12 protein-coding genes are annotated in these 12,137 nt (G+C 74.5%); 8 read left to right on the forward strand and 4 right to left on the reverse strand.

Translation table 11 applies throughout. From position 1 onward, the window contains the following. Positions 1-211 precede the first annotated feature (211 nt). Positions 212-337 carry a hypothetical protein gene (locus amrb99_RS52900; RefSeq protein WP_277820243.1) on the forward strand — a complete coding sequence of 42 codons (126 nt, stop codon included), beginning with the start codon at positions 212-214 and terminating at the stop codon, positions 335-337. A gap of 71 nt (positions 338-408) precedes the next feature. Beyond that, the gene (locus amrb99_RS48020) at positions 409-1,818 is read left to right on the forward strand and encodes a DHA2 family efflux MFS transporter permease subunit (RefSeq protein ID WP_190868791.1); all 1,410 of its coding nucleotides are present in this window, start codon (positions 409-411) and stop codon (positions 1,816-1,818) included. A 31-nt stretch (positions 1,819-1,849) separates the two neighbouring features. Here the strand turns inward: amrb99_RS48020 and amrb99_RS48025 are convergent, their stop codons facing one another. Both amrb99_RS48025 and amrb99_RS48030 read right to left on the reverse strand, forming a co-directional pair. Beyond that, positions 1,850-3,094 carry an acyltransferase gene (locus amrb99_RS48025; protein ID WP_241756641.1) on the reverse strand — a complete coding sequence of 415 codons (1,245 nt, stop codon included), beginning with the start codon at positions 3,092-3,094 and terminating at the stop codon, positions 1,850-1,852. A gap of 167 nt (positions 3,095-3,261) precedes the next feature. Beyond that, the gene (locus tag amrb99_RS48030; RefSeq protein ID WP_190868792.1) at positions 3,262-3,633 is read right to left on the reverse strand and encodes a DUF4267 domain-containing protein; all 372 of its coding nucleotides are present in this window, start codon (positions 3,631-3,633) and stop codon (positions 3,262-3,264) included. A gap of 270 nt (positions 3,634-3,903) precedes the next feature. Here amrb99_RS48030 and amrb99_RS48035 point away from each other — a divergent pair, with 270 nt between their 5' ends. The 4 genes from amrb99_RS48035 to amrb99_RS48050 are packed head-to-tail and all read left to right on the forward strand — an operon-like array spanning position 3,904 to position 8,504. After that, positions 3,904-4,596 carry an SIS domain-containing protein gene (locus amrb99_RS48035; RefSeq protein ID WP_190868793.1) on the forward strand — a complete coding sequence of 231 codons (693 nt, stop codon included), beginning with the start codon at positions 3,904-3,906 and terminating at the stop codon, positions 4,594-4,596. 13 nt (positions 4,597-4,609) lie between these two features. Further along, positions 4,610-6,205, forward strand: a complete 1,596-nt coding sequence (locus amrb99_RS48040; protein ID WP_190868794.1) for a D-aminoacylase — start codon at positions 4,610-4,612, stop codon at positions 6,203-6,205. 49 nt (positions 6,206-6,254) lie between these two features. Further along, positions 6,255-7,661 carry an SLC13 family permease gene (locus tag amrb99_RS48045; protein ID WP_206700400.1) on the forward strand — a complete coding sequence of 469 codons (1,407 nt, stop codon included), beginning with the start codon at positions 6,255-6,257 and terminating at the stop codon, positions 7,659-7,661. Between the two features lie 57 nt (positions 7,662-7,718). Then, entirely contained in the window at positions 7,719-8,504 is a 786-nt protein-coding gene (locus amrb99_RS48050) for a serine hydrolase (protein WP_190868795.1), read from the forward strand. A 78-nt stretch (positions 8,505-8,582) separates the two neighbouring features. On the opposite strand, the gene menC is transcribed toward amrb99_RS48050, so the two are convergent. After that, the gene (gene menC, locus amrb99_RS48055; RefSeq protein ID WP_190868796.1) at positions 8,583-9,695 is read right to left on the reverse strand and encodes an o-succinylbenzoate synthase; all 1,113 of its coding nucleotides are present in this window, start codon (positions 9,693-9,695) and stop codon (positions 8,583-8,585) included. Beyond that, on the reverse strand, positions 9,695-10,462 hold the full coding sequence (locus tag amrb99_RS48060; RefSeq protein ID WP_190868797.1) for a GNAT family N-acetyltransferase: 768 nt from the start codon (positions 10,460-10,462) through the stop codon (positions 9,695-9,697). The genes menC and amrb99_RS48060 overlap by 1 nt, the downstream gene beginning before the upstream one ends. Positions 10,463-10,639: 177 nt before the next feature. Here amrb99_RS48060 and amrb99_RS48065 point away from each other — a divergent pair, with 177 nt between their 5' ends. Both amrb99_RS48065 and amrb99_RS48070 read left to right on the forward strand, forming a co-directional pair. Continuing rightward, positions 10,640-11,857, forward strand: a complete 1,218-nt coding sequence (locus tag amrb99_RS48065; RefSeq protein ID WP_190868798.1) for a M20/M25/M40 family metallo-hydrolase — start codon at positions 10,640-10,642, stop codon at positions 11,855-11,857. 66 nt (positions 11,858-11,923) lie between these two features. Beyond that, positions 11,924-12,137, forward strand: a 214-nt coding sequence (locus amrb99_RS48070; protein ID WP_190868799.1) for a hypothetical protein, incomplete at its 3' end; no start/stop codon positions are given.

The raw sequence follows: 12,137 nt of genomic DNA on the forward strand, positions 1-12,137 counted from the left end.
CGCCCCGGTCTGGGAACGCCCCGGTCTGGGAACGCCCCGGTCTGGGAACGCCCCGGTCTGGGAACGCCCCGGTCTGGGAACGCCCCGGTCTGGGAACGCCCCGGTCTGGGAACGCCCCGGTCTGGGAACGCCCCGGTCCGGGGTGGCGGCGTCGCGGGCGGTCTGCAGGCGACCGTGCGGCAGATCGGCGGCGCGCGCGGGCGCGGGCGCGGTGGGTGTTGCGTCGACGTTCGGCGCGGTGTTCGCGCAGGTCAGGGCGGCCGTTGTCGAGGCGAGCGGGCAGGGGTTCGTGGACGGTGTGCACGCGGCCGTGCTGGTGGACGGTGGCAGGTCCTAGGACGATCGGACCCGGCGGATTGGGTCCGGCGGCCGACGCGCGGCGGCGGCCCCGCCGCGAGCATGGGTTCCATGACCACGATCCAAGAAGGCGGCGCCGTCGACGCGGGGGACCGGCGGACCGGCGGGACCCCGCCGTGGGCCGCGCTGCTCGCCGCGTCCATCGGCCAGTTCCTCGTCGTCCTCGACATCTCCGTCGTCAACGTCGCCCTGCCCGGCATGCGCGCCGGGCTCGGGCTCGGCGCCACGAGCCTGCAATGGGTGGTCAACGCCTACTCGCTGGCGTTCGCCGGGTTCCTGCTGCTGGGCGGGCGCGCCGCCGACCTGTTCGGCCGCAAGCGGGTGTTCGTCACCGGCCTCGGGCTGTTCACCGCGGCCAGCCTCGCGGGCGGGCTCGCGCAGGACGCCGGGATGCTCATCGGCGCCCGCGCCGTCCAGGGCCTCGGCGCCGCGATCCTCGCGCCGGTCACGCTGTCGCTGATCACCGGGACGTTCCCCGAGGGGCCCGCGCGGACCCGGGCGATCGCGATGTGGACGGCGGTCGGCACCGCGGGCGGCGCCACCGGCGGGCTCGTCGGCGGCCTCCTCACCGACTACCTGAGCTGGCGCTGGGTGCTGCTGATCAACGTTCCCATCGGCGTCGCCGTCGCCGTGATCGCCGGACGGTGGCTGCGCGACGAGCGCCCCGACGCGGACCGGCAGCGCCTCGACCTGCCCGGCGCGGCCCTCGTCACCGGCGGCGTCGGCCTGCTCGCCTTCGGCATCGGGCGGACCGAGCACCACGGCTGGACGTCGCCGGACTCGCTCGTCCCGCTGGTCGCGGCGATCGTGCTGCTCGCGCTGTTCGTGGCCGTCGAGGCGCGGACGGCCCAGCCGCTCGTCCAGCTGCGGCTGTTCCGGCTGCGCAGCGTCGCGGTCGGCAACCTCGCGACCCTCGTCAGCACGATGGCGGGGTTCGCGCTCTGGTACTTCCTGTCGCTCTACATGCAGAACGTCCTGCACTACAGCGCCGTCCGGACCGGGGTGTCGTTCCTGCCGCACACCGCGGGCATCATCGTCGGCTCGAGGCTCGCGCCCACGCTGATGGCCCGGATGGACGCCCGGCTGCTGGCCGCCGGGGGCGGGCTGATGGCGGCCGCCGGGTTCGCGTGGCAGAGCGCCGTCCTGGACGCGGGCGGGACGTTCGCCGGATCGATCCTCGGCCCCGGCATCGTGATGGCGACCGGGTTCGGCCTGCTCATGACCCCGCTGGTGGAGGCTTCGACGGCGGGTGCGGACCGGGCGGAGGCGGGCGCCGTGGCGGGCGTCGTCAACACCTCCCGGACGATCGGCGGCGCGATCGGCCTCACGATCCTCGCGACCGCGGCGGCCCGGTCGGGCTCCGACCTCGCGGGCGGCTACTCCACCGCGTTCCTGGTCGCGGCGGTCATCACCGCGGCGGGCACCGCGCTGGTCGCGTTCCTGCCGCGCCCCCGCCGCTGACCTCCGGCTCGCGTTCCGCCGCGACGCGGCGCTAGGACACCAGCACCGGCGGCTCGGTGGCCCTGGACGGGGCGCGCCGCGCGAGGCGGCGGCCGAGCCGCTGCGCGGGCGCCTCGATCCAGCGGTGCGACGCCCAGCCGGCGGCCAGCAGCACGGCGACGAAGACCAGCAGGCCCGGCAGGTTCGCGGGGCCGGACGTGCCGAGGAACTGGGCGGCCACCATCAGCAGCAGCGGGTGCAGCAGGTAGATCGAGAAGCTCGCGGTGCCGAGGCCCGTCGCCCAGCGCGGGAACCGGCGGTGCCGCAGCAGCCAGGTTCCCGCGAACGTCGCCGTCGCCGCGAGGACCGTCCCGGCCCAGACGAGCTGGGCGTGCCAGTAGCCGTGCATGTTCCAGACGCCGGCGGCGAGCGCGCCGGCCGGCACCAGCACCGCGGCGGCGGCGCCGGACCAGGCGGGGATCTGACCCTGCTCGGCGCGGTACACGGCGGTCCCCGCGAACATCAGTGCCATCATCGCCAGGCCCTGCCACGCGCCGACGCGGCCGTTCAGCACCACCAGCACGGCCGCGAGCAGCCCGCCGAGCAGCCCGCCCGCGACCCGCGCCGCCGCGCGGCCCGACACCGCAGCCGCGATCGCCGCGACCAGCGCGGCGAAGCAGACCGCGACGACGACGCCGACGCCGGCCGTCCGGGACAGCAGCCCCGACAGCTGCCAGGTCGGTATCAGCCCGCCTACCGCCAGCGCCGCCGCCGTGAGCCCGACGGAGACCGGAGCGGACCGGCGGTGCGCCCGGACCACGAAGAGGGCGACGACCAGCAGGTAGAAGGCCATCTCGTAGGACAGCGTCCACAGCACGTTCATCGCGTTCGGGACCGCGAGGAGGTCCTGCATCATCGTCAGGTGGGCGAGGATCGCCGTCACGGGGTGGTAGTGCTCCAGGCCCGCCCGCAGGCCGCGGACGCCCAGCAGGAACGGCAGCACCGCGAAGAGGCACGACACCGCGAGCAGCGGGTAGATGCGGAAGAAGCGGCCGATCCAGAACCCGCGGACGCTCTCCCGCCGCTCCAGCGACGCGGGCACGATGTAGCCGCTGACCAGGAAGAACACGAGGACCCCGTAGGTGCCGGGATCGAACCAGTCCTGCAGCGCGATCCGCACGTCGGGCAGGTACACGTAGCTCGCGTGGTGCAGGGCCACCGCCAGTGCCGCCCACCCTCGCAGCACGTCCAGCCACCCGAGGCGCGTGGGGGTGGAAACACCTAAAGGCGGGATCATCCCGACAGGCTAGACCGATTAGGAAGAAACCCCGCCAATTTCGTCAACTTCTCCAGGAAATCCCAAGGTTCGGCGCCCCGCCCGCCGAAGTTCCCCGAGCGGGGACGCCGCCGGCCCGGCGTGAGGCGCGGCCGGCCTCGCGCCGGGCGTCCCGGCCACCCGCGCTCTCAGATCGCGAAGAGGAGGGCGGCGCTGACGAGGACGGTGGCGGCGGTGGCGAAGTGGATGCCGAACGCGGCCGCCTTCGTTCCGCCGAAGCGCAGGACGATGAGCGTGTCGCCGAGCGGGGCGAGGGCGACGACGAGCATGTACCAGCCGGCGGCGTGCGCCGTGGAGAAGGCGAGCAGGGCCAGGCCGAGGACGCCGAAGGTCGCGTCGCGCACCCCCTTGATGGTCAGGTAGGCGGCATCGCCGCCGTCCTTCGCGGGCACGCCGTAGCCGGCCGCCGCCGGGCGCGGGGAGACGAGGAAACGGACGCCGATGAACAGGACCAGGAGGCTGAGGACGGTGGCGAGCCCGTAGGCGATGGGGGTCAGCATGGCGAGGCTCCAACTTCTAGCGCTGCTAGGAACAGGGTCGACACTAACAGAGCAGAATTAGAAGTTCTAGCGCTGCTAGAAGAATTGCCGCCGCAATCGCCCGGAAACAAGGGAGATACGTTCCATATCGCCAGTGGAGACCGGTCATTTGGCCTCCCCGGGACGACCTGCATAGATTTGGATGAGCAGCATCATTGACGTGCGCTGCGCCATACTGCTAGAAACAGGGCGCGGCAACATAGGTTACGTATCCATGGACGGGAGAGGGTCGTGAGCGAGGAGTCCCCCCGGCCTCCGGCAGCGGACCGCCAGGCCGAGGCGGCCGCCGAGAACCGCCGGCTGAGCAGCCCGGACGCCCGCTACGGCGCCCGCCTGCGGCGGCAGTCCTCGGCCTCGGTGCTGCTGAACGCGGTGGTCGAGGCCGACCGCGTCAACCTGGAGCGCACCATGGCCGCGCTGCAGGCCGACGGGACGCTGGAGCAGGCCGCCGGACGGGTCGTCGCGGCCCGGCGCCGGTTCGTCCTCGGCAGTGCCAAGAGCCGCGCGCACGCGACCCTCCTGCACCTGGAGCTGTCGGCCAGCCTCGCCGGCGTCAGCCTGATCGACGAGGGCGCCGTCCGGGCCATCGACGTGCTCAGCGACGTGCGGCCCACCGACGTGCTCATCGCGTTCTCGTTCCGCCGCTACGCCCGTCCCACCATCGTCGTGGCGCGCGAGTTCGCCGCGGCAGGCGGCCACGTCGTGGCCATCACCGACGACGCGGGCAGCCCGCTCGCCGCCGCGGCGCACACCACCGTGGTGGTCGGCACCGGAAGCGCGTCGTTCGCCGACTCCCCGACCGCGATCTCCGCCGTCGTGCACGCGCTGGCCACGCTCACCGCGGCCAGCGCGAAGGGCGCGCGCCGGCGGCTGGCCAGGCGCGAGGGGCTCGCCCACGCCCTGGCCATCTACTCCGACGAATGAGGGGCGCGCACCCATGAGACACACGACGGGCGAGACGGACGATGTCGTCATCACCGGCGGCGAGGTGCTGGACGGCACCGGCGCGCCGGCGCGGCGCGCCGACGTGGTGGTGCGCGAGGGCCGCGTCCAGGACGTCGTCCCGCCCGGCAAGACGCACGAGGGGCCGGAGCTGGACGCCACGGGCCTGGTGGTCGCGCCCGGCTTCATCGACCTGCACTCGCACGCCGACTTCACCGTCCAGGAGCACCCGGCCGCCGACACGGCCGTGTACCAGGGCGTGACGACGCTGCTCGGCGGCAACTGCGGGTTCTCGCCGTTCCCGGTCGCCGCGGCGGAGGAGCTGCGCGGCGCCGCCGGGTTCCTGGCGTCCGGCGTCGACTTCCAGTGGACGGACCTGGACGGCTACGCCCGCGCCGTCGACTTGGAACGGCCCGCGATCAACCTGGCGACGCAGGTCGGGCACCAGGCGCTGCGGACGCTCGTGATGGGCCCGGACGAGCGGCCCGCCACCGATGACGAGCTGGCGGCGATGCGGTCGCTGCTGGCGGCCGCCGCCGAGCAGGGCGCGTTCGGCTTCTCCACCGGGCTGATCTACGCGCCCGGGTCGTACGCGTCGTCCGGCGAGGTCGCCGCGCTCGCCGCCGAGGCCGCGCGGCACGGGCTCCTCTACTCCACGCACATGCGCAACGAGAGCGACGAGCTGCTCGCCGCGGTCGACGAGGCGCTGGACACGGCGCGCCGGTCGGGCGTGCGGCTGGAGATCTCGCACCTGAAGGCGATGGGGCCGGCCAACCACGGGACGGTCCGCGAGGCGCTCGCGAAGATCGAGGCGGCCCGCGCCGGAGGCGTGGACGTGACCGCCGACGTGTACCCCTACACGGCGTCGTCCACGACGCTGACGTCCCGGCTGCCGGGCTGGGCGATGGACGGCGGCGCAGCCCGGCTGCTCGAACGGCTGATGGAACGCTCCACCCGGGACCGGATCGCGGCGGAGCTGCGCGCCCGCTTCGGCCGCGACATCGACCCCGCCGGCGTCGTCGTCGCGGAGCTGCCGGACGGCCCGTACTCCCGGTTCACCGGCCGCAGCCTCACCGAGATCGGCGACGAGACCGGCCTGGACCCGGCGGAGGCGGCGCTCGAACTGCTCGCCGCGCACAACGCGACCGTCTCGATCGTCAACCACGCGATGTCCGCCGCCGACGTGGCGGCCGTCCTCGCGCACCCGCTGGTCAGCGTCGCCAGCGACGGCTGGACCCTCGCCCCGTCCGGCGAGGGCCGCCCGCACCCGCGCAGCTTCGGCACGTTCGCCCGCGTCCTCGGCCGCTACGTGCGGGAGGACCGGCTGCTCACGCTGCCCGAGGCCGTCCGGAAGATGACCTCCCTCCCCGCCGCGCGGCTCGGGCTGGCCGACCGCGGCGAGCTCCGCGCGGGCCGCGTCGCCGACATCGCCGTGTTCGACCCGGCCGCGGTGGCCGACACCTCCGACTTCGCAGACCCCTGGCGGCTCGCCACGGGTGTGCGGCACGTGCTCGTGCGCGGCGTCCCCGTGCTGCGCGACGGCACGGCCACCGGCGCGCGTCCCGGACGCGTGCTGCGCCGTGCCGGCTGAGCACGTCGTTTACCGGATCCCCCCGGATCCCCGTTGAACAGGAGCGCTTTTGAGCAGCGCCATCTCGCCCCCCGGACGCTTGGACCGCAGGCAGCTCACCTCGGTGGCCTGCTTCGCGGTCTGCGTCGTCGCGGGCATCGCCCTCGCCGTCGCAGGCGGCAAGGCCGGCCTCTGGGGCCTCGTCCCCATCATCATGTACGCGGTGCTGGCCCTGCTCGGCGTGGACGTCGTGCTGGCCACCATCGGCGCCGTCATCGTCGCGGCGATCATGACCAGGACCGGGCCGGTCCCGCTCGGCACGCAGCTCGCCACCTCCATGGGGTCGCTGGTCGCGGTGATCGGCCTGATCATCCTGCTCGGCGCGGGCCTCGGCCACGTCGCGCAGGAGACCGGCGCCGCGCAGACCCTCGTCCGGACGGTGATGGGCCGCATCGGGCTCAGCACCCCCACCCGCGTCCAGCTCGGCGTCATGGTGTCGTCGCTGGTCATCGTGGGCGCCCTCGGCACCCTCGCGGGCGGCAACGCGATCATCGCGCCGATCGTCATCCCGATCGCGGCGCGGATGGGCTGGCGGCCCCCGGCCGTCGCGGCGATGTTCCACGCGTCGGGCGCGGCCGGGCTGATGCTCGGCCCGTTCACCCCGCCGGTCGTGACGATCACCGCCGCGGCGAAGCTGTCGTACGGCGACTACCTGCTGCACGCGGGCCTGCCGGTCGGCGCGATCACCATCGTGACCGGGTTCTTCATGGCCCGCTGGATCCAGAAGCACACCGACCAGGAGTACGCGCCGGAGGACGCCGCGCGCGACGACGACGCGGACGCCGCGCCGAACAAGCGCGGGCAGTGGGCCGCGCTCGCCTTCATCGGCGTGCTGGTCGCGCTGGCCGTGTACGGCGTGTGGGTCAAGGCGGGCTACTCCTACGCGCTGGTCGTCATGGTGGTCACCGCCGCCGCGACCGGCCTGGCCGGCGGGCTCGGCGCGAAGGGGACGGCGGAGGCCGTCTACGCGGGCGCGGCCCGGCTGATCTGGCTGTTCATGCTGTTCTGGCTGCTGGACCCGCTGCTGACCCTGGTGCAGAAGACCGGCGCGTTCGACACGATCTTCGAGCACCTCAAGGGCGTCATGCCCGACGTCGGCCCGTACGTGTTCCTGCTGCTGGTGGTCCTGCTCGGGTACGTGCACGCGGTGCCCGGCGCCGCGGTCGCCCAGGTCGTCCTGATCAACAAGCTGTTCGGGCCGCTGGTGACGTCGCTGGGCGTGCCGCCCGCGGCGTGGGCGGTGTCGCTGCTCGGGACGGCGCAGATCGACCAGCTCGGCCCGTACCCCACCGCGGACATGATGGGGCAGATGGGTCTCGCCCGGTCCAGCGATCTGCGGATGATGCTGTTCAACGGCTGGGCCATCATGGTCGCGAACACGGCGGGATTCCTGGTCCTGTTCGCGATCCTGCTCTAGTCCCGACGAAGCCGCCCCGGGGCCGTCCCGGGGCGGCCCTGCCCCCGGAGGTCTGACGTGCGCGACGAACTGGACGAACTGGTGCGGCGGGCGTCCCGCCTGGGCGGGACGCTCGGCGTCGTCGCGCACGACCTCGGCTCCGGCGAGCGCGCGGAGGTGAACGCGGACCACCGCTTCACCTCCGCGTCGGTGATCAAGATCGCGGTCATGGCGGCGGTGCTGGCGGAGGCCGAGTCCGGCGGCCGGTCGCTCGGCGACCGGCTGCCGGCGCCGCCGGACGCCCGCGTCCCGGGCAGCGGCGTCATCAAGGACCTCGCGGACGCGGCGGAGTTCAGCGTCCGCGACCTGCTCACCCTGATGATCATCGTCAGCGACAACACCGCGACGAACCTGCTGATCGACCTGGTCGGGATGGACGCGGTGAACGCCTGGTGCGCCCGGCACGGGCTGCGCTCCACCGTGCTGGCCCGGGTGATGATGGACGCGGCGGCCCGCGCGCGCGGCGACGAGAACGTCACGACCCCGGCGGACGTGGCGGCGCTGCTGACCGGCCTGGTCAGGGGCGAGTTCCTCGGCGAGGAGGGCACCGCGTTCGCGCTCGACGCGCTGGCCCGCCAGCAGCTCAACGACCGCCTGCCCCGGCACCTCCCGCCGGGCGTGACGCTGGCCCACAAGACGGGCGAGCTGGCGTCCGTCTGCCACGACGCCGGGATCGTCCTGGCGGAGGACCGCGACCCGATCGTCCTCGTCGCCATGACGGAGGGCATCGCGTCCGAGGCCGACGCCGCCACCCTGATCGCGGACACGGGCCGAGCCGTCTACAGCGCCACCGGCCTCCTCTGAACTCCTTGAGTCGCGGCGAGGCGTCGCCATGAAGCACTGCTCATGGCGACGCCTCGCCTCGCCGCGACTCGACGGAGGTCAGGTGCGGAAGGTGTCGCTCGCCTGGGCGCGGATCAGGGACTCGTCCACCTCGTGACCCAGGCCGGGGGAGGTGGGGACGGGGACCATGCCGTCGGTCGCGCGGATGGGCGGGGCCACGATGTCGTGCGCGTAGTACTTGTCCGAGCCGGACACGTCGCTGGGCAGGTCGAAGCCGGGCAGGGACGCGATCGCGACGTTCGCGGCGCGGCCGACGCCGAACTCGTGCATGCCGCCGCACCACACCTGCCAGCCGGCCGCCACCGCCCGGTCGTGCGCCGTGCGCGCCGCCGTGAGGCCGCCCATCCGCGACACCTTGACGTTGAGGATGCTCCCGGCGCCGAGGGCGATCGCGGTGTCGAGCTGGTCCAGGTCGTCGACGGACTCGTCCAGGCAGACGGGCGTGCCGATCGTGGCGGCGAGGCGGGCGTGCGCGGCGAGCGCGCCCGGCGCGAACGGCTGCTCGATGAGCAGCAGGCCGAGGACGTCCAGCTCGCGCATGGTGGCGAGCGCCTCCAGCGTCTCGGGGTAGACGCCGTTGGCGTCGACCTGGACGGCGAGGTCCGGGTACGCCTCCCGGACGGCGCGGGTCGGCGCGACGTCCCAGCCGGGCGCGATCTTCAGCTTGATGCGCCGGTAGCCGTCCGCGACGTGCCGCTCCACCTGCGCGAGCAGGTCGTCGACGGTCGGTTCGATGCCGAGGCTGACGCCGGCGGCGATGCTCCGCCGGGTGCCGCCGAGCGCGGCGGCGAGCGAGGTGCCGGACGCGCGCGCCCACAGGTCCCAGCAGGCGATGTCGAGCCCGGCCTTGGCGAAGTGGTGGCCGCGGATCCGCGCCCACGCGCGCCCCGCCTCGGACGGGTGGTCCCACTCGGTGCCGACGAGCGCGGGCGCGAGGTAGCGGCGCAGCATCATCCAGCAGGTGTCGACGGTCTCGGGGCAGTAGTACGGGTCGCTCGGCGAGGCGATCTCCCCCCAGCCGGACGCGCCGGCGTCGTCCGTCACCCGGACGACGATGTGCTCCAGGTGCGACTTGCGGTGCGAGCTGGTCTGGAAGGTGTGGACGAGCGGCAGGCTCAGCCGGAACGCCTCGACGGCGGCGACGGCGGGCATCAGTGCTTCTCCTGCGGGTCGGGGACGAACCGGTAGACGGCGGTGTCGCGGCCGGCGACCTCGCACGAGACGGCGGCGCGGCCGCCTTCGATGAGGCGGCCCATGACGTCGGCGACCCGCTCGCGGAGCGCGACGGAGGCGTCCCGGTCGGCGGCGACGTGCGCCTCCCAGTCGCTGGGCAGGCCGAACAGGACGGCGTCGCCGTCGCGGGCGGTCTCGCCCCAGCCGACGGGCGGCGGCTTCGGAGCCCGGTCCCGCGCGGCGGGGAGGTCGGCGGTCAGGTCCCATTCGACGATGAGCCGGTCGGTGCGCATGCCGCGGTCCCGGCCGACGTCCTCGACGCCGAGCAGGTTCGGTTCGAACCAGCGCGCGACCGCGCCGAGGACGTCGAGGTTGAAGTGCGCGTTGCGGGTGCGGACCGGGTCGAACGACCAGCGCATCGCGGTGACGCCGGTGGCGAGCACCTGCTCGCGCTGCCCGAGCTTGAGGGCGCGGCCGACGCCGCGGCCCTGCTGGTCGTCGCGGACGGCGGCCATCTGCGAGTAGTGGTAGACGCGGCCGGCCGGGTCGACGCCGCCGAAGCCGTAGGCGAACCCGACGAGGTCGTCGCCGTCGAACGCGCCGACGACCGAGCCGCCGTTGTGCGCGAGGGAGATGAGCAGGCGGGGGCTGACCGCGGGGTCGGTCGCGCCGAGCCGGAAGACCTCGCGGTAGAGGGCCACCGCGGCGCGCATCTCCGCGGGTCCGGACAGGGGCCGCACGTGCACGGCCGGGGATCTCACAGGCATCGCATCGCTTACTGTCAGCACATGTCCTGACCTAGATATGTTGTAGATCTATGTCCTCGTTGTAGCATCACGCCTTGTCAGCGTCAAATATCGCCGCGATCATGACGGTTATACGATCCGTATGTTCGTCAATGATCTTCCAGGCCCTGGAGGGACATGACCCCGCCCGACCCCACCCCGCCCGACTCCACCCCGTCCGACTCCACCCCGCCCGACCCCGCCGTGCTCGACCCCGACGACGCGGCCCGCATCACCGGGGCCGCCGCCGACCTGCTGGCCGCCGCGCGCGCCCGCCTGCGCGAGTACGCGCTGGCCGAGTCGCCCAGCGGCGACGCCGACGCGCTGGCCCGCTGCGCCGACCTGGTCGAGGCCGGGCAGGCCGCCGCCGGCGGGCGGGTGCGGCGGGTGCCGTCCCCGAGCGGCGACCACCTGGTCACCTCCTGGGGGCCGGAGGGGCCCGGGCACCTCCTCGTCGTCGGCCACTACGACACCGTCTGGCCGGTCGGGCGCCTGGCCGACATGCCCTACACCGACGACGGCACGACCATCACCGGTCCCGGCGTCTTCGACATGAAGGGCGGCCTCGTCGCGCTGGAAACGGCGTTCCAGGCGCTCGACGCCGCCGGGATCGCCGTGCCCGCGCCCGTCCGCGCGGTCGTCGTCGCCGACGAGGAGGTCGGCAGCCCCACCGGCCGCGACCTCGTCGAGGCCGAGATGGACGGCGCGGCGGCGGTCATCGGCCTGGAGTCGCCGCATCCCGACGGCGCGCTGAAGTCCGCGCGGCGCGGCAGCACCCGCGTCGCGCTGCGCGTCCGGGGCCGCGAGGCGCACGCCGCCCTGGACCCCTGGCGCGGCGTGTCCGCGATCGACGAGCTGCTCGACCAGCTCGCCGCCGTCCGCGCCGCCGTGCCGGACGACGGCACCACCCTGCTCAACATCGGCCGGATCGAGGGCGGCCGCCGCGCCAACGTGGTCGCCGGGGACGCTTGGGCGGAGATCGGCCTCCGCTTTACCGACGCCGGATCCGAGCGCCGGATGCTGGACGCGCTGCGCGGCGCCCGCCCGGTCCGGGACGGCGCGCAGGTGGAGGCCGAGGTGCTGACGTCCCGGCCGACCTGGCCCGACGACCCCGCCAACCCGCTGCTGGCGCACCTCGCGGCGGTGGGCGCCGCGCTCGGCCAGACCGTCCAGGGCCGTCCGGCGGCCGGCGCGGGCGACGCGAACCTGCCCGGCTCGCGCGGCCTGCCCACGCTCGACGGGCTCGGCCCGCGCGGGCGCGGCGCGCACGCCGCCGACGAGCACATCCAGGCCGCCGACCTGGCCCGCTGCGCCGCGCTCCTCGCCGCCCTCTTCGCCGTCCCGTACCGGCCCTGACCCGGAACCGGCGAACCGGCGGAAATCGGGTCGACGGGCCGGGGCGGGGCGAGCAGAATCACCGGCGTGAAGGTTCGGCTCGCGGGCGGCGTGGTGGCCTCGGACCTGGCCGCGTGGACGGCCGGTCCGTCCGGTCCGGAGCGCGTCACCGGCGGCCCGTCCGAGCGGCCCGGCGCGGCCGTCGCGCTGGGCCCCGCCGACGCCGCCGTCGAGGACGTCCGGCGCGCGCTCGCGGCGCTGTCCGCGCTGGTCGAGGCGGGCGGGGCGACGGCCGCCGGCG

The organism is Actinomadura sp. RB99, from assembly GCF_014706005.1.
Lineage (GTDB): Bacteria > Actinomycetota > Actinomycetes > Streptosporangiales > Streptosporangiaceae > Spirillospora.